Genomic DNA, 17,944 nt, shown 5'->3' with positions numbered 1-17,944 from the left:
ACCCTTGAAAGAAACGATGCGTTACCCACCGGGCATACGGATTCAATGGATACACGCCGCAAGAAGCTTCTGTTCCGATGCTGGCATCGCGGTATGCGCGAAATGGACATGCTGCTGGGCAAGTTTGCCGAACAGCGTATCAACGACTTTTCAGATCGGGAACTTGCCCAGCTGGAAGAAATTTTGACCTATGACGACCCGGTTATATATGAGTGGATTGCAAAGGACGGTATCCTGCCTGGTTCCCTGCAGCATGACCTCATGAATTCTCTTAAAAAATTTACTCTAAGCATAAGCAACTATTGAACGTTATCTCGAAACATAAACTTTCGGTCGGTCGGACCACGATAGCCGGGGCGCCCGAAGGCTACACGGCTGTCGCCCTGGCGGAACTCGCCTGTGAAGCATCCGCGCGGCAGGTGATTCATATTGCGCGCGACGATGCGGGCATGGCGCTTATGTCCGACATGCTGGCTTTTGTCGCGCCGGCGCTCGATGTTCTCGTGCTGCCTGCCTGGGACTGCCTGCCATATGACCGTGTCTCGCCGAACGGCGACGTCGTCGCGCGGCGGCTGGACGCGCTGACCCGAATGGCAAGCGACGACATAAATCAGCCGTTCATCCTGCTCACGACGGTCAGCGCCGCCGTTCAAAGCGTACCGGCACGGGCCGTATTCCGGGAATCGACGCTGACCGCGAATACCGGCGACCGCCTGGATCTCGGCGAACTGACGCAGTACTTTACCCGGAACGGCTATATCCGCGCCGCGACCGTCCGGGAAACCGGGGAATACGCCATTCGCGGCGGGATCGTCGACGTTTATCCGCCCGGCGCGCCGTCGCCGCTGCGTCTGGATTTTTTTGGCGACGAACTGGAAGGCGTCCGGGCCTTCGACGCCATGACGCAACGCACGGAAGACGTTCGGGACGGCATCCGCCTGCGCCCCGTCAGCGAAGTGCTGCTGGATGAAGACAGCATCCAGCGCTTCCGGTCCGGATACAGGAGCATTTTCGGCATCGCTTCCAGCGAGGACCCGCTCTACGAGTCGATCACCGCCGGACGGCGCTATATCGGCATGGAACACTGGCTTCCGCTGTTTCATGACAGGCTGGAGACGGTGTTCGAATACCTGCCAGACGCCGTTGTGGTTCTGGATCACGAGGTGGAAAGCGTCGTTTCCGAACGGATGGAGATGATCGCGGATTACTACGACGCGCGCCGTTCGATGCTGCCTGCCGGCGGCAGGGGAAAGGCGGCGGGGGAGGGCGCGGCGATCTACAAGCCCGTCCCGCCGGACAGCATGTTCATGGATCAGGCATGCTGGTCGAAAACCCTGAATGAACGGATCGTGGCCGTATTCTCGCCATTCACCGCGCCCGAACAGTCCGGGGCAACCGTTGATGCCGGCGCCCGCCAGATCGTCGATTTCACCCAGGCGCGACAGGCAAATGCCGCCGGACTGTTCGATGCCGTCCGCGACCGACTGGAGAGCGAGAAGAAGCGCCGGATACTGATTTCGGGCCATAGTGCCGGCACACGCGACCGGTTGAATACGCTGCTGGAGCAGCACGGTATCGAAACCGCCGGAACCATTGACGATTGGGCCGAACTGCTGGCGCAGCCTTCGGGGTCCATCTCGCTTGCGGCGCTGAACCTCGAAAAGGGATTCAGTACCGGCGATGTCGTCGTCATTACCGAACAGGATATCCTCGGCGAACGCCTGTCACGCCCGTCCCGCCGCCGGCGGCGCGGCGAGGAATTTCTGACCGAAGTATCGAGCCTTTCGGAAGGAGATTACATCGTTCATGTCGATCACGGCGTCGGTCGCTTCGACGGGCTGGAAACGGTCAGGGCCGGCGCCGCATCCCATGATTGCCTGCGCGTCCTCTACGCCGGCGGGGCCAAACTGTATGTTCCGGTCGAAAACATCGAAGTCCTCGCCCGTTACGGGTCGGAGGAATCGAATATCCAGCTCGACCGGCTGGGCGGACAGGCCTGGCAGGCCCGCAAGGCACGGGTCAAGGAGCATATCCGCGAGGTCGCCCATGAACTGCTCGCCATAGCCGCCGGACGAACGCTTTCCAAAGGCGAGACGATCCAGGCGGAGCAGGCCAGTTTCGATGAATTCTGCGCCCGTTTCCCCTATGCGGAAACCGACGATCAATTGAGCGCCGTAAACGACGTGCTGTCGGATCTGGAATCCGGCCGTCCGATGGATCGGTTGATCTGTGGCGATGTCGGCTTCGGCAAGACGGAAATCGCCCTGCGCGCCGCCTTTGCCGCGACCATGAGCGGCTATCAGGTCGCGGTTGTGGTGCCGACAACCCTGCTGTCCCGCCAGCATTTCCAGAACTTCAAGGACCGTTTCGCGGGTCTGCCGGTTCGGATCGGGCAATTGTCGCGCTTCGTTACCGGCAAGGATGCCGACCGGACCCGCGAAGGGCTGGCGGACGGCACGTTGGATATCGTCGTCGGGACACATGCGCTGTTGAGCAAATCGGTTCGCTTCGACCGGCTTGGCCTGATCGTCGTCGATGAGGAACAGCACTTTGGCGTGACCCAGAAGGAACGCCTGAAACAGCTCAAATCAAATGTCCATGTGCTGACCCTCACGGCGACGCCGATCCCGCGGACGCTGCAGATGGCGCTGACAGGGGTGCGCGAACTCAGCATAATCGCCACGCCCCCGGTGGACAGGCTCGCGGTCAGAACCTTCACCATGCCGCATGATCCCGTGGTGCTGCGCGAGGCGATCATGCGCGAACGGCATCGTGGCGGTCAGACCTTCTATGTCTGTCCCAGGCTGTCCGATATTCGCCAGTTGCGGCTGGCCCTGCAAAATATCGTCCCGGAAGCACGCGTGACGATCGCCCACGGGCAGATGTCGCCGGGGGAACTCGAGGATGTCATGACGGCCTTTGCCGACGGCGAGTTTGACATACTGCTTTGCACGCAGATCATCGAATCCGGGCTGGACCTGCCCAGGGTCAATACGATGATCGTGCACCGGGCCGACATGTTCGGCCTGGCGCAGTTGTATCAGTTGCGGGGACGCGTCGGCCGGTCGAAGATCCGCGCCTATTGCTATTTCACGATTCCGCCGGGCCGACGGCTGACGCCGGCCGCGACGCGACGGCTGGAGGTCATGCAGACCCTGGATACACTCGGCGCCGGGTTCACCCTGGCCAGTCATGACCTGGATATCAGGGGGTCGGGCAATCTGCTGGGCGAGGAGCAGTCCGGTCATGTCCGCGAGGTCGGCATCGAGCTCTATCAGCGGATGCTGGAAGAGGCCGTGGTCTCGGCCAAGGGTGGCGACAACGCGGCGGAAAGCGAGTGGGTCCCCCAGATATCCGTCGGAACATCGGTGCTCATTCCGGAAAACTACGTCGAGGACCTGACGGTCCGGATGGGCCTTTACCGACGGCTTTCCACTAGCGCCGACCCGGCGGAAATCGACCGCTTCGCCGCGGAACTGGTCGACCGTTTCGGACCGCTGCCCGTCGAAGTCGAAAACCTGCTGGAAATCATGACGATAAAACAGCTCTGCCGCCAGGCTGGCGTCGATAAGCTGGATGCCGGCCCCAAGGGTATGGCGCTGTCCTTCCGCAACAATGAATTTGCCAATCCGGCCGGCCTTATCGGCTATCTGCAGAAACACGCGTCCAGAATCAAGCTCCGGCCGGACCACAAACTCGTTTGCGGCGCCGACTGGCAACTATCCAAGGCCCGGATTTCCGGAGTCCGCAAGATCCTGCAGGAACTGGCAATCGTCGCAGCGCAATAGCCGATACGGTGGCGGCTTTACGCCAGGTTGTCGCGCGCCCGGGCCACGAGATCTTCGACCGAGTCGCCCGGAACCGACGTCGCAACGCCGCTTTGCGTCCACATGCGGGTCGTCGCATTCCGGCTGCCGGTCAGCGTGAACTCGGAATGGTGCAGGACACCCGCGATCCTGTCGGCGGCCTGTCGGGCATCCTGTTCCTCGGTATCCGGAAACACCGCGCAGATCTCTATCGGCGCCAGGCGGGCCGCCATGTCCTCGATTCGGATAAGACTGGAAACCCAGTTTGCCGCCTGTTGCATCAGTTGCCCGCCGGCGCCGGCGCCGTACATGCTTTCGGCGCTGTCCAGGTTCTGGATCGAAAACACGGCCAGCGAAAGGCTGCGGCGGCGGCGCCCGGTCCAATCCAGTTGGCGGGCCATGTGGGAGCGAAGGAAGGAGCCCGAATACAGGCCGCGCAGCGAATCGGCGGTTCTTTCCGTGAGCGTCGCGGTTAACGGCGCGTGGAGATTCCAGCGCAAGCGCTGGCGAAGAACCAGAAATTTCAACGATATGGCGAGATTGTCGGGATTACCGTCCAGCGCAACCGCGATGCTTGCCCCCTGGCGGTAGGGCAGGTCGCTCGCGGGCACCAGGCCGCTGTTCGAGGCCAGCAGGACCGGAAGATTGAACAACCGGGAATTGTTGCGAATATGGGCGCAAAGGAAATAGGCTTTTTCGACTTCCGCCGGCGCTTCCGCCACGATAATCGCCGCATCGAAGGTTTCCGCCGCCAGCCGTTCGCCGGCCGCGAACTGGCTCGATTCCCGCGATACGCTGATATCCTGATCGCGCAGGTTGTCCGAGACCCTGTCGACTCCGGCACTCTCGGCGCCGACCAGCAGCACCCGGCAACCCGCCGTATCGACGTTATGAATCCCCATCAGATCGACCGGGATATGAAAACTCTCCGCCGTGGCGACCCGGCGGATACATTCGGCATGCATGGTCGCCAGCCGGACAAAGGGCTGCAGGCGGGCTGTGACGATATCGGTCGGCGTGTCCCTGGCGATCATGTCGCCAAGTCCCGATTCGAGACCCTCCTGGAGCATTTCAGGCGTTGTATCGGCGTTCAGCATGATCGCCGGTATATGCAGCGTGTCGATGCTCCGCTTGAGTTTCCGGACCACTTCGAAGGCGTCGACATCGGAAAACGCGCCCTCGAACAGGACCAGATCCGGTTGTCTGTTGACGACGTATTCAAACACATCCAGGCCGTTGGAAACGGCCAGCCCGGCATAACCGGCAGGGGTCAGCTTCTCGATACGCGCAATAGCCGCGTCCGCATCGCCGCCTGCGACAACAACATTCGTCATACTGGTCATGGCATCCTGTCCAACAGATTAGATCGTGGCTTGACCTTTTTGGCGTCACGACAAACCATAGCCGAGGCCTGTGGAATTGCGCGAGCAAAAAGAACCCATGCATACTGGAGCGTGAATATTGGACGATTTCCCGTCACCTTTCGAACAGGGGCTCGAAAAAGGCGCCGCAAACTACACGCCGCTGTCGCCGTTGAGCTTTTTGCGGCGCAGCGCCCATGTGTATCCGCATAAAACGGCGATAATCCACGGCGATCGCCGGATAAGCTACGCCGCGTTTTACACGCGCAGCCGGCAACTGGCATCGGCGCTCGCCGCCCGGGGCGTCGGCGCCGGCGATACCGTGGCGGTCATGGCGCCCAATATTCCCGAAATGCTGGAATGCCATTTCGGCGTTCCGGTGCTGGGCGCCGTCCTGAACACCATCAATACACGGCTCGACGCGGCGACCGTCGCCTTCATCCTGGAACATGGCGGCGCGAAGGTCTTCATCGCCGACCGGCAGTACGCGCCCATCGTCACCGATGCGCTCGGCCGCATGGCCAGCCCGCCGCTGGTGGTCGATATCGACGACCCGCTGGCGAAAGGCGGCGGCAGGATCGGCGATCTCGACTACGAGACCTTCATCGCCGGCGGCGATCCGGACTTCCCCTGGCAAGGGCCGGCGGATGAATGGAACTCCATCGCGCTGAACTACACCTCCGGCACGACCGGCAATCCGAAGGGAGTCGTCTTCCATCATCGCGGCGCCTATCTGAACGCCATCGGCAACGCGCTGACCTTCGGGGTCAACGCGGAGTCGCGCTACCTGTGGACCCTGCCGATGTTCCACTGCAACGGCTGGACCTATACCTGGGGCGTGACGGCCGTGGGCGGCACCCATGTCTGCCTGCGCGATGTCGACCCGGCGCTGATCTTCCCCATGATCGAAGACCACGGCGTGACCCATATGTGCGGCGCGCCCGTGGTGCTGACCGCGCTGATCCATGCGCCGGATGCGGTGAAGCGCCGCTTCGGGCACAGGGTCGAGGTCGCGACCGGCGGCGCCGCGCCGCCCAGCGCGGTGATCGAGCAGATGGAGGCCCTGGGCTTCCGGGTGACCCATCTGTACGGCATGACCGAATGCTTCGGCCCGTCCACGGTCTGCGCCTGGCAGCCGGACTGGGACGGCCTGCCGATGGGCGAACGGGCGGCGAAGATGGCGCGCCAGGGCGTGAACTACGTGACCCTGGAGGAGCAGGACATCATCGACCCCGACACCATGTCCCCGGTGCCGGCGGACGGCGCGACCATCGGCGAGCTGATGCTGCGCGGCAATACGGTGATGAAGGGCTACCTGAAGAACCCTGTCGCCACCGAAGCGGCCTTCCGCGGCGGCTGGCTGCATACGGGCGACCTGGCCGTGAAGCATCCCGACGGTTATATCGAGATCAAGGACCGGGCCAAGGACATCATCATTTCCGGCGGCGAGAACATCTCCAGCCTGGAGGTGGAGGAGGTGCTGTACCGGCATCCCGGCATCATGGAAGCCGCCGTCGTCGCCGCACCCCATGAACGCTGGGGCGAGACGCCCTGCGCCTTCGTTGCCCTGAAGCCCGGCGGCACGGCGCTGACCGAGGCGGCGGTCATCGCCTACTGCCGGGACAATCTGGCGCATTTCAAATGCCCGACCCGTGTCGTATTCGGGGAGCTGCCGAAGACATCGACCGGCAAGGTGCAGAAATTCACCCTGCGCGAAACCGCGAAAGGAACGTCATGAGCCAGCCCCTGCAGGACCGTGTTGCCCTCGTCACCGGGGCGTCGAGCGGGATCGGGCGGCATTTCGCCGTCACCCTGGCGAAGGCCGGCGCGAAGGTCGCCGTCGCCGCCCGGCGCACCGACCGGCTGGAAAGCCTCGTCGCCGAGATCGCCGCGTTCGACGGCCACGCCCTGCCGGTACCGCTCGACGTGACCGACCCGGCCAGCGTCACCGAGGCGGTGCGGGTGGTCGAGGTCGAACTGGGCGCCATCGGTATCCTCGTCAACAATGCGGGGCTGGTGCAGGCCAAACCGGCGCTGGAGATCGACGAGGCCGACTGGGAACTGGTCGTCGGCACCAACCTGACCGGCGCCTGGCGCGTCGCCCGGGAAGTCGCCCGCCACATGACCCGCCTGGGCCATGGCGGCAGCATCGTCAACATGGCCTCGATCCTGGGCGAGGGGGTCACGAACCAGCTGTCGACCTACGCCATCAGCAAGGCCGGCGTGGTGCAGATGACAAGGGCGCTGGCGCTGGAGCTGGCCCGCCACGATATCCGGGTCAACGCCCTGGCGCCCGGATACATCGCGACCGAGCTGAACCAGGCCTATTTCGAAACCGATGCCGGCAAGGCGCTGATCCGCAAGATCCCGCAGCGGCGGCTCGGCCAGCCGGAAGACCTCGACGGCGTCCTGCTGCTGCTGGCCGGCGACGGTTCGGCCTTCATGACCGGCAGCGTCATCACGGTGGATGGCGGGCACACGCTCGCCATCGCCTGACAGCCTGGCTGACCAACCCGCACCACCGGAGAACGATCCCATGGATTTCACCCTGTCGCCCGAAGTCGAGGAAATGCGCCTGCGGATCAGGGATTTCGTCGACCGCGAGATCATCCCGCTCGAATCCGACCGGGCCAGTTACGACGACCACGAAAACATCGCCGAAGCCCCGCTGGAACGGCTGAAGGCGAAGGCGAAGGCCGAGGGGCTGTGGTCGCTGTCGCTGCCGGTCGAGGACGGCGGGCTGGGCTACGGCGTCACCGATATCGCCGCCTGCTACGAGGAGATGAACCGCTCGATCTTCGGCCCGGTCTGCTTCAACGCCTCCGCCCCCGATGACGGCAACATGCGCATCCTCAGCCAGGTCGCGCGGCCGGACCAGAAGGCGAAATGGCTGGCCCCGATCGCCAGCGGCGAGGTGCGCTCCTCCTTCGTCATGACCGAGCCGATGCCCGGTTCCGGCTCCGACCCCGCCGCCATGCTGACCAAGGCCGTGAAGCAGGGCGACAAATGGGTCGTCCACGGTACGAAATGGTTCATCACCGGGGCGGGTGCCGCGAAGCATTTCATCCTCGTCGCCCGCACCTCCGACGACAACCGCCGCGGCCTCAGCGCCTTCATGTTCCATGCCGACCAGCCCGGCTGGCGGATCGTCCGCCGCATCCCGATCATGGGGCCGGAGGAACATGGCGGCCATTGCGAGATCGAGTTCGACGGGCTCGAAATCCCCGACGAGGACCGCCTGATGGAGGTCGGCGACGGGCTCAAGCTGACCCAGATCCGGCTCGGCACCGCGCGGCTGACCCATTGCATGCGCTGGCTCGGCCTCGCCCGGCGCGCCATGGAAATCGCCCGCGACTATGTGCAGCAGCGCGAGAGCTTCGGCATGAAACTGTCGCAGCACGAGGGCGTGCAGTGGATGATGGGCGAGGTCGCGATGGGCATCGAGGTCGGCCGGCTGCTGACCATGCGCGCGGCCAGGCGCCTCGACGAGGGAGACTTCGCCCGCAAGGAAGTCTCCATGGCCAAGATTCAGGTCGCCGACACGCTGCACCAGGCGGTCGATACCGCGATCCAGCTGAACGGCGCGCGCGGCTATTCCAAGGACACGGTGCTGGAATGGATCTACCGCTACGCCAGGCAGGCGCGGCTGGTCGACGGCGCGTCCGAGGTCCACAAGATGGTGCTGGCCCGCAACTACCTGGCCGAGGGCAACGAGTTCTGGTCGTGGAAATAGGGTCTCTCTTATCGCGGTAACATAGTAAGACAAACAGCAAATCCCGAGCAGGCGCAAAGTGCCTGCGACGACGCATTTGCGTCAAGAAAGAGTCCACCCGCTGATCCGCTCCCAGCGGTCCACCACCTCGGTGCCCTCCACCACCTCGTAATGGGGATAGGCGGAAGCCGTGATGCAGGCATGGTTGGGCAGCACGCGGATTTTCGCGCCGATGGGCAGCAGGTCGTAGAGCGCCGGGTCGGTCACCGGCACGATGCCGTGCTCCTGGCTGACCTTGGCGACATGCAGCCCCGCGATCGGCGCCAGCGTCCGCGCGTCGCAGACGGCGCCGTAGCCCGCATCGGGCCAGCGCGCATTGGCGCTGATATCCTTGGACATGGCCAGCGCGCCGGTATCGGTGACGATCTGCCCGGTATGGCGGTTGTGGGCGATGACCGTGCCCAGCACCGACAGCGCCAGGTCGTCCGGCCCGCAGGCCTGCCGCGACAACTGGTCCAGGTCGAAGAACACATACACCCCCGGCCGCATCTCGGTGATGCCCTCATAGCTTTCGCCATGCATGGCGGTGGGCGTGGAGCCGGCGCTGACGACCGGGCAGGGCAGCCCGGCATCGCGCAGCCGCCGCGCCGCGCGGGTCACCGCCTCGCGCTCCTCGCGCGCGATCTTCCGGATTCCGGCGATATCCTTCTCGCCGTAGGAATGCCCGCCATGGGTCAGCACCCCGCGCAGTTCCGCCCGCGGCGAATCGTGGACGATCCGCGCGATATCCAGCAGGTCCGGCGCGTCCGGCAGCAGCCCGGTGCGGGCATCGCCGCAATCGATCTCCACCAGCACCCGGAACACCTCCGGCCCGGCATGCCCGGCGATGGCCTGCGCCGCGTCGATGGAATCGACGATCACCGTCAGATCCGCCCCCTTCGCGATCAGCGCCGCCGCCGCCGCGACCTTGTTCGGCGCCAGGCAGACCGCATAGGCGATGTCGGTGAAGCCGTGCGACAGGAAATACGCCGCCTCCGCCAGGGTCGACACGGTGATCGCGCCGCTGTGCCCGGCGGTCGCCAGCTTCGCCACCGCCGCCGATTTCGCCGTCTTGCAATGCGGCCGCAGCGCCACGCCGCGTTCCGCCATGCGCGCGGCCATGCGCTGCGTATTGCGGGTGACGACCGCGCGGTCGAGGATCAGCGAGGGGGTCGGCAGGTCTTCGATATCCATGGCATCTGCTCCACCGGCCCGGCCGGCCGGAATAGTTTTTGCGGTTCGCCTTTATATACCGCCCGAACATACAGCCACAGCCCCGGCGGCGAAATTTTGCGGGGGGATTAACATCGGTTAACATCGGTTATCATTTCCCCTAGCGGGGCGTTTCGATTGGCTTCCGGGACAAAGAAACCGGCTGCGCCGCCCCACCTTGCATGTTTCCAGGACCGCTTCATTGGAGAAAGATGATGCGGTCCTGGAAACATGCAAGGAGGGCTGCGTCATACTCGAAAATCTCCACAACCGCTGCCACACGGCTTTTATTGGCATTTGGCCTCCGGCTTCGTAAGCTTGCCCCGGATATCGTGCACATAACCGGGAACGATCATGGCGCCTGCCTATCAGGACCTGCTGAACCATAAACAGCGGGACAAGCCGCACCGTTACGACCGGCAGCGGGTGATCCTGTATGCGCTGGGCATCGGGATGGGGATGGCGCCGCTGGATGAGCGGCAGTTGCGGTTTGTCCTGGAAGACGACCTGCTGGTGTTTCCCACATTCGCAACGGTGGCGACCTGGGATATCGAGTTTCTGCTGGACCTGGGCATCGGCTGGTCGAAGCTGATCCATCTGGCGCAAAGCGCGGAATTTTTCGGCGCCTTCCCCGTGGAAGCCCGGTTGCTGGCCGATTCCCGGATTATCGACGCCGTGGACAAGCCGAAGCAGAACGCCACGATCCTGACCAGCGAGACGCTGATCCGCGAGGATGGCGGCGAGCGGACCCTGGCGCGGCTCGTGATGACCTCTCTTGCGCGCGATTTCCGGATCGAGGGCGCGCCGGCCGGCGGCGCACGGGCGCGCGTGGCCCGGCCGGACCGGAAACCGGATCATGTGGTGGCGCTCAAGACGTCGCCGCAGGTGGCGCTGATCTACCGCCTGCTGGGCGGCAGGGCCAAAATCCACTCCACCCCCGCCGATGCGCGCGCGCAGGGGTTCGACGGTCCGATCATGCACGGGCTGTCGACCTGGGGGCATGTCTGTCACGTCCTGCTGCGGGCGGCGGGCGGTTACGATGTCGGGCGGCTGAAACGGTTTTCCGCCGGATTCGCCGCGCCGGTCTATCCCGGCGAGGAACTGACGACCTGTTTATGGGTGGCGGGAAACGACGTGTTCTTCGAAACACGGGTCGCTTCGCGCGATACGCTGGTGCTGTCGGATGGCCATGCGGTCCTGGCCCCGGCATGAAACGGGATCGGCCGGGACTCCGGCGGCAATTCTGTCGGCGTCCCGCGTTCCGCAACATTGCGGGCCTTCGCCGCGTCCCACATCCTGAGCATACGCTCCTCATCCTGGGGGAGGGGAAATCATCCGCTTCCCATCCTTCGTGACTTAAATCCCCACCTTCCCGGAGGCAGGGTGCGACAGGGTTTTCGAATGCCCGCGCGTCGACTTCGAAGGCTTCCGGATCGGGTTCGAATACGTCCGAATCGGGGTCGTATTCGGTGGCGTCGTCGGGCGCCGGCGGCTCCGCGCCCACCTGCTTCGCCAGGTCGCCCCACGCCCGGCAGTCGACCGGTTCGTGACGCCGCTGCGTGCCGCGACCGCGGTCGTCCACCAGCACCGCGATCCGCGCCTGCCACGTCAGGGCGCGCAGCGCGGTGGAAAATTGCTGCGCCTCCAACGCCTTCTCGTAGAGCGCCTGCAGCTTCGACAGCATTGCATCCATGTCATGGCACTGCCGCCAGGCCTGCTCATGGCGCAGCAGGGCGATCCGGTTCTGGATATCCTCGCGGGTCAGCAGCCGGTGCGCCGCTTCCTCCGCCTCGTCGGGGTCGTAGCCGGCGAAGATGGCGGCCCCGATTGCCAGCGGCAGCCGCACATAGGCGCGGCAGAACCGCTCCTCGCGCGTTTCCGGTGCGGTGTTGGCGTCCATGTCCCGTTCCGATTAATTATCCAAAAAAGGAATAATAACATATTTCGGTAAGAAAAGCAATAAAAACCGGCGGCGCTCCCGTTGTCTTCGATGCCCTGTCGGGTTAGACCCGGCGCATGGTCGTTTCCAGCCCCGCGCCCGTCAGGGTGACCCGATGAAAGCCGTTACACAGGACAGTTACGGCTCGGCGGATGTGCTCGAACTCCGCGATATCGAACGGCCCGAACCGAAACCGGACGAGGTGCTGATCCGCGTGCACGCCGCCGGGGTGGACCAGGGCGTCCGGCGCCGGATGACCGGGCTGCCGTGGCTGGTGCGGCCGGGTTTCGGGCTCCGCCGGCCGAAGACGCCGGTGCCGGGTCTGGATATCGCCGGAGTGGTCGAGGCGATCGGTCCCGAGGTCGGCGATTTCAGGGTCGGCGATCCGGTATTCGGGACCTGCACGACAGGGAGTCTGGCGGAATACGCGGTCGCCCGGGCGGACCGCATCGCCCCCCTGCCGCCGGGCCTCGGCTTCGAACAGGCGGCGGCCATCCCCGTATCCGCCAGCACCGCGCTGCAGGGGCTGCGCGACCATGCGCGGCTCCGGGCGGGGCAGCGCGTGGCGATCACCGGCGCATCCGGCGGCGTCGGCCATTTCGCGGTGCAACTGGCAAAGATATTCGGCGCGGCGGTCACCGGGGTCTGCGGCCCGGCGAAACAGGATATGGTCCGTGGCCTCGGCGCCGACCATGCGATCGACTATACGCGCGAGGACTTCACGCAGGGGACGCAGCGCTACGACGTGATCCTCGATATCGCCGGCAACCGGCCGGTCGCGCAGCTGCGCCGCGCCCTGGCGCCGGACGGTACGCTGGTCATCGTCGGCGGGTCGGGCGGCGACCGCTGGACCGGCGGCGTCCATCGGCAGGCCGGCGCGATGATCCGGTCACCCTTCACCCGCCAGAACCTGAAGAGCTTCATCGCGACGGCGCGCCGGGAAGACCTGCTGTTCCTGATGGGGCTGGCCGAGGCGGGGCGGTTCGCACCGGTCATCGACCGGATCTGGCCGCTGGCCGAGACGGCCGAGGCGATCCGCCGCCTGGAAGCGGGGCATGCGCGGGGCAAATCGGTTATTGCGGTGCATCGGGACGGGCAGGTGTAACGATAAAATTGATAATGAAAACCACCCGTATTTGAACGGTTATTGCAGTAATTTTAAATATAAACCTGATAAATAACCAAGAATTGACAGAATAAAACAGGGTATTATTGTACCCTGTATGGGTGTTTACCTGTCTTCGTGGCGATGGACAGGAAACGCCGGAATTCGTTTCGAGACATCGACAAACCCGCAGGGTGCCGACATGAGACTGACACAACGAGCAACGCAGTTCCGGGCGTCGGTGGCAAGGCTGGCGGCGGATGAAGCCGGCGCAGCGGCGGCGGGCGCCGTGGCGTCTATCGCGAAAATCGCGGTATTTTCGAGCTTCTTTCCGCTGGGCCTGCGCGTCATCGCCTGGCTGCAGGACGGGCACTGGCCGGTCATGACGCTGGAGTCGCTGGGACTGGATGCGCCGCGCATTGGCTGGACCGGGGCGCAACTGGCCCTGAACACGGTTTTCACCCTGCCGATCGAACTTGTCGCGTTCGTCTTCTGCGCCGTGGTCTACGGCATCGCCGGCGCGTTCCTGGACGAGCGCCGCGCCAACCGGAAACTAGCCCGGCCCGGCTGAATCGCGCTGGTCCCGCTACGCCATGCCGATCTGCGGCGGGAAGGAGTCGAGGATTTTTCCCGGTCGCGCCTGCATCAGCGCCGTCAGTTCCTTTCGGGCCGACTTCCCGGCGGGATCGTCGAACAGATTGTCCATCTCCTTCGGGTCGTTGACCAGGTCATAGAGTTCCCCCGCGCCGGACAGCATTTCGAACGTGCATTTATGGGTGGCGGTGCGCACCAGGCGCAGATCCAGGTCGAAGCCGAAGCGCGACTTGTGCACGAACCATTCGCTGTAGGCGGCCTCGCGCGCCGCGCCAGTAGCGCCATGGATCAAAGGGGTGAGGCTCGCGCCCTGAAGATGCGGCGGCACGGCAAGGCCGGCGAGTTCGTGGAAGGTCGGGGCGAGGTCCAGCGTCGAGACGGGGTCGGCGACGACCTTGCCGGCGGGGATGCCGGGGCCCGTCACGATCATGCCGACGCGCATCACGCCTTCGTAGAAGGCCGGCCCCTTCAGGTAGAGCCCGTGATCGCCCAGCATGTCGCCGTGATCGGAGGTGAAGATGACGATGGTGTTCTCCGCCTGTCCGGTTTCCGCCAGCGCTTCCAGGATCCGCCCGACCGTATGGTCGATCAGCGAGATCATGCCGTAGTAATTCGCGGTCATGTCGCGCAGTTGCGTATCCGTCTGCGGCGGCACGCGCTGGCCCTTCAGCCGGTACTGGCGGATTTCCGGGTCGTCGACGATGGGTTCGCCCTCCAGCGACTTGCGGTGCCACCAGGGGCGGCGGTCGAGGTCCATCGTGCGGTGATCGGGCAGGTCGACCGCTTCCGGCGCGTGCAGGCGGCTCCACGGTTCGGGGCAGTCGAAGGCGTGATGCGGGTCGGGGAAGGAAATCCAGGTGCAGAACGGCGTGTCCTTTTTCCGGTTGCGCAGCCAGTCGATGGCGCGGTCGCCGATCCAGGTGCTGCTGTGCCATTTGACCGGCAGGCCGGAATGCCAGGTCTGCGCGGCGCCGGTGACCGGCGGCAGCTCCTTCGCCCACATCCCGTAGGCTTCGCCGTTCGGCAGGCGGCTGGCGAGGTAGCGTTCGTAATGCTGGCCTTCCGGCGGCGCCGGGTTGGCCCGCGCCTTGCTGAGATGGCCGTGCACGATCAGCTCCACATGGCCGAAGCCCATATAGGGGCCGTTCCAGTTTTCGGGATAGGATCGCGAGCCGGTCTTGCATTCCGGGGTGTCGGTCGGCTGGTAGGTCGCGCGGGTGGAAAAATGCGCCTTGCCGAAAAACCCGGTGTCGTAGCCGGCGCGGGCGAGGGATCCGGCAAACCCGGCTTCCCCGGCGGCCGGGTCCAGGTTGATGCCGTTATCGGCGACGCCATGGGTATAGGGCAGCATCCCGGTCAGGATCGAGGCGCGGGCCGGCTGGCAGAACACCGACGGCGTGATGCAGGTGGAAAACCGCGTGCCCCGCCGCGCCATCAGGTCCAGATGCGGCGTCTTGATTGCCCGGCCCTCGAAGCCGAAGCAGTCGCCGCGATGCTGGTCGGAGGTGATGAGGATGATGTTGGGGCGATCCGGCATAGGTTGATTCCTGCTTCCCTGTTTTGACACGTTTCCAGTCCGCACCTATCCTTTCCGCAATCGATCCGGCGCGCAAGGGGAGGCGGACAGGGCCATGGTTACCGATACCTATGATTACATCGTCGTCGGCGCGGGGTCGGCCGGGGCGGTCGTGGCCAACCGGCTGAGCGCCAGCGGCGCATACCGCGTGCTGTGCCTGGAGGCGGGGACCGAGGGGTCGAATTTCTTCTGGTCTCGCGTGCCGGCGGGGATCGCCAGGCTGATCGACAATCCGAAGGTCAACTGGTGCTACAGCGCCGAGGCGGAGGAAAGCAGCGGCCAGCGCAATATCGAGGTGCCGCGCGGGCGGATGCTGGGCGGGTCCAGCTCGATCAACGGCATGGTCTTCGTGCGCGGCCAGGCGCAGGATTACGACCACTGGGCGCAGCTGGGCAATCGCGGCTGGAGCTACCAGGATGTGCTGCCGGTGTTCCGGATGATGGAAAGCTACGAGGGCGGCGCGGATGAATTCCACGGCCGCGAGGGGCTGCTGAAGGTCACGGATTCGGGCCGGATCACGCCGCTGTTCGACCGGATGATCCGGGCATCGGAGAATATCGGCATTCCCTTCAACCCCGATTACAACGGCGCCAGCCAGGAAGGCATCGCCATGACGCAGGCGACCATCCTGAAGGGACGGCGGCAGAGCACGGCCTACTGCTATCTCGACCCGGCGCGGTCGCGGGCGAATCTGACGATCGAGACCGGCGCCATGGCGGGGTCGCTGATCCTGGAGGGCAAGCGCTGCACCGGCATCCGCTACACGGTCGACGGCGCGGCGCGCGAGGCCCATGCGGCGCGCGAGGTGATCGTCAGCGGCGGGTCGATCAATTCGCCCAAGCTGCTGGAACTGTCCGGCATCGGCCAGCCGGAACTGCTGCGCCGGCACGGGATCGCGGTGGCGCACGAACTGCCGGGGGTCGGCGAGAACCTGCGCGACCATTATTCGCCGCGCCTGAAATACGCCATCACCGACCGCGGCGCCGTCTACAGCGACAAGGGCAGCGGGCTGGGGCTGGCCGGGGAGGCGATCCGGTACGTGCTCACCCGCAAGGGGTTCATCGGCCAGACGACGGTGCCGATCCGGCTGTATTTCCGCACCCGCGAGGGGCTGGAATCGCCGGATGCGACGATTTCCGTCATGCCCTTCATCACCGAGCGGGTGAACCGGGTGCGGCGCATCGCGAAGACGCCCGGCGTGACGCTCAGCGCCAATGTGCTGCGGCCGGAAAGCCGGGGCAGCATCCATATCAGATCCGCCGACCCGGCCGAGGCGCCGGCGATCCGCTTCAACTTCCTGTCCGACGAAATGGACCGCACCGGGCTGCTGGCGGCGATGCGGATCGGGCGGCAGCTGATGGCGGCGTCGCCGCTGGCGGAGATCGTCGGCGGCGAGATCGCGCCCGGCCCGGATTTGCAGGGCGACGACGAACTGCTGGACTGGGTGCGGCACAATGCGGAAACCACCTATCACCCCGTCGGCACCTGCAAGATGGGCGGCGACGCGATGGCGGTGGTCGACGACCGGTTGCGCGTGCACGGCATCGCGGGGCTGCGGGTGGCGGACGGCTCGATCATGCCGACCCTGACGTCGGGCAACACCAACGGTCCCTGCATCATGATCGGCGAGAAATGCGCCGCCATGGTGCTGGAGGACGTGAAGGAAAGCCCGGCGCGGGCGGCGGCGTAGCGATTATCCCCGCCGGTCAGGGGGCTGAACCGGTTTCCGCGACAATTGTCAGTCGGGGATGTCGATCCGGTGAACCTGTACCGCGGCGCGGCCGTTTTCCGGTAAATCGGCGATGATATAGGTCGCGCCCCGGCCCACCGTGTCGGTGGGTGAGCCGCAATAGGCCGCAGCCGTACTGTCGGTCAGCAGCTCCAGCGCGGCGTGGTGGTGCCCCAGCGCCAGGTAGTCGCACGGGCTGTCCTCGATCTCGCGCATGTGGATCGGCGAGGACCGGCCGGTCGAGCCGGCATGCGGCACATGGATGCCGTGGCCCATGCCCAGATACCAGCGGCAGCCCGCCGGGCGCGGGGGACAGCCGGCGAGGGGGAAATACGCCGGGTCGTGCTCGACCATGCCCTTGCCCCAGACCGCCACGCCCAGATCGTCGAGCCGGGCGATCTCGCCCCGTTCGGCGGCGAGCATGCGCACATTGCCGATGGCGTTGAAATCGAAGCGGCGATAGATGGCGCCATCCGCCATGCAGTCGTGATTGCCGGGAATCATGACGATGGGGAAGGGCTGCGCCGAAAGGATATCCATCGACCAGCGGATCGTGTCTTCGGGCGCGGCATTCGAATCGAACAGGTCGCCCGCCAGCAGCATCAGGTCGGGCCGGTGGGCGCGGATCGCCGCCAGCGCGCGGTCGAAACCGTCGCGAAACCATTCGGCCCCCGGAATGTCGTCGCGGTAGCTGTCGCCATCGAGATGGATATCCGAACAATGGGCGATGCGCAGGGAAGGGGACATGGACGGTTCCTGAATTCTTTTCCGGATTATTCCGCATCGCGCGAGACAAAGAAAGGCCGCCCCGGGGGACGGCCTCAGACCGCTGACAAACCCCGTCGGATTTCCGGCGGGGTTTTCCTTTTGA

Annotated in this window: 14 protein-coding genes; 10 read left to right on the top strand and 4 right to left on the bottom strand. The window is 65.1% G+C overall.

Annotated elements, in window-relative coordinates; all coding sequences use genetic code 11:
• Positions 1–45 precede the first annotated feature (45 nt).
• Together WD767_06950 and mfd are read left to right on the top strand one after the other, a co-directional pair.
• Positions 46–306, top strand: a complete 261-nt coding sequence (locus WD767_06950; GenBank protein ID MEX2615816.1) for a succinate dehydrogenase assembly factor 2 — start codon at positions 46–48, stop codon at positions 304–306.
• Positions 303–3,788, top strand: coding sequence for a transcription-repair coupling factor (gene mfd, locus WD767_06945; protein ID MEX2615815.1), 3,486 nt, complete (start codon positions 303–305; stop codon positions 3,786–3,788). Before WD767_06950 ends, mfd begins: the two co-directional genes overlap by 4 nt.
• Before the next feature lie 17 nt (positions 3,789–3,805).
• Here mfd and WD767_06940 read toward each other — a convergent pair whose 3' ends face one another.
• Positions 3,806–5,149 carry a diguanylate cyclase gene (locus WD767_06940; protein MEX2615814.1) on the bottom strand — a complete coding sequence of 448 codons (1,344 nt, stop codon included), beginning with the start codon at positions 5,147–5,149 and terminating at the stop codon, positions 3,806–3,808.
• Positions 5,150–5,267: 118 nt separating this feature from the next.
• Between WD767_06940 and WD767_06935 the strand changes: the two genes are divergently transcribed.
• Genes WD767_06935 through WD767_06925 form a run of 3 tightly spaced genes read left to right on the top strand, consistent with a single transcriptional unit; the run spans position 5,268 to position 8,900 of the window.
• Positions 5,268–6,905, top strand: a complete 1,638-nt coding sequence (locus WD767_06935; GenBank protein ID MEX2615813.1) for an acyl-CoA synthetase — start codon at positions 5,268–5,270, stop codon at positions 6,903–6,905.
• Positions 6,902–7,663 (top strand): glucose 1-dehydrogenase, encoded by a 762-nt coding sequence (locus tag WD767_06930; GenBank protein ID MEX2615812.1) that lies wholly within the window; start codon positions 6,902–6,904, stop codon positions 7,661–7,663. Before WD767_06935 ends, WD767_06930 begins: the two co-directional genes overlap by 4 nt.
• Positions 7,664–7,703: 40 nt before the next feature.
• On the top strand, positions 7,704–8,900 hold the full coding sequence (locus WD767_06925; protein MEX2615811.1) for an acyl-CoA dehydrogenase family protein: 1,197 nt from the start codon (positions 7,704–7,706) through the stop codon (positions 8,898–8,900).
• Between the two features lie 81 nt (positions 8,901–8,981).
• On the opposite strand, the gene WD767_06920 is transcribed toward WD767_06925, so the two are convergent.
• A complete protein-coding gene (locus tag WD767_06920) occupies positions 8,982–10,112 on the bottom strand; it encodes an alanine racemase (GenBank protein MEX2615810.1) in 1,131 nt (376 codons plus the stop codon).
• A gap of 372 nt (positions 10,113–10,484) precedes the next feature.
• Here WD767_06920 and WD767_06915 point away from each other — a divergent pair, with 372 nt between their 5' ends.
• From WD767_06915 to WD767_06900, 4 genes are all read left to right on the top strand, one after another.
• Complete coding sequence (locus WD767_06915) at positions 10,485–11,342, top strand: MaoC/PaaZ C-terminal domain-containing protein (GenBank protein MEX2615809.1); 858 nt, start codon at positions 10,485–10,487, stop codon at positions 11,340–11,342.
• A gap of 334 nt (positions 11,343–11,676) precedes the next feature.
• Positions 11,677–12,081: a hypothetical protein gene (locus WD767_06910; GenBank protein MEX2615808.1), complete on the top strand. Its 405-nt coding sequence runs from the start codon at positions 11,677–11,679 to the stop codon at positions 12,079–12,081.
• A 103-nt stretch (positions 12,082–12,184) separates the two neighbouring features.
• Entirely contained in the window at positions 12,185–13,174 is a 990-nt protein-coding gene (locus WD767_06905) for an NAD(P)-dependent alcohol dehydrogenase (GenBank protein MEX2615807.1), read from the top strand.
• Between the two features lie 202 nt (positions 13,175–13,376).
• Positions 13,377–13,745, top strand: coding sequence for a hypothetical protein (locus WD767_06900; protein MEX2615806.1), 369 nt, complete (start codon positions 13,377–13,379; stop codon positions 13,743–13,745).
• Positions 13,746–13,760: 15 nt separating this feature from the next.
• Here the strand turns inward: WD767_06900 and WD767_06895 are convergent, their stop codons facing one another.
• Positions 13,761–15,305, bottom strand: coding sequence for a sulfatase-like hydrolase/transferase (locus tag WD767_06895; GenBank protein MEX2615805.1), 1,545 nt, complete (start codon positions 15,303–15,305; stop codon positions 13,761–13,763).
• A gap of 94 nt (positions 15,306–15,399) precedes the next feature.
• On the opposite strand from WD767_06895, the gene WD767_06890 reads away from it, so the two are divergent.
• Positions 15,400–17,034 carry a GMC family oxidoreductase N-terminal domain-containing protein gene (locus WD767_06890; protein MEX2615804.1) on the top strand — a complete coding sequence of 545 codons (1,635 nt, stop codon included), beginning with the start codon at positions 15,400–15,402 and terminating at the stop codon, positions 17,032–17,034.
• A gap of 48 nt (positions 17,035–17,082) precedes the next feature.
• Here WD767_06890 and WD767_06885 read toward each other — a convergent pair whose 3' ends face one another.
• On the bottom strand, positions 17,083–17,820 hold the full coding sequence (locus tag WD767_06885; protein ID MEX2615803.1) for a metallophosphoesterase: 738 nt from the start codon (positions 17,818–17,820) through the stop codon (positions 17,083–17,085).
• Positions 17,821–17,944 lie beyond the last annotated feature (124 nt).

This window comes from Alphaproteobacteria bacterium (assembly GCA_040905865.1).
In the GTDB taxonomy this organism is placed as follows: domain Bacteria; phylum Pseudomonadota; class Alphaproteobacteria; order UBA8366.
The sequence above is the reverse complement of the archived record's forward strand: the minus strand, read 5'-3'. Positions and strand labels throughout refer to the sequence as shown.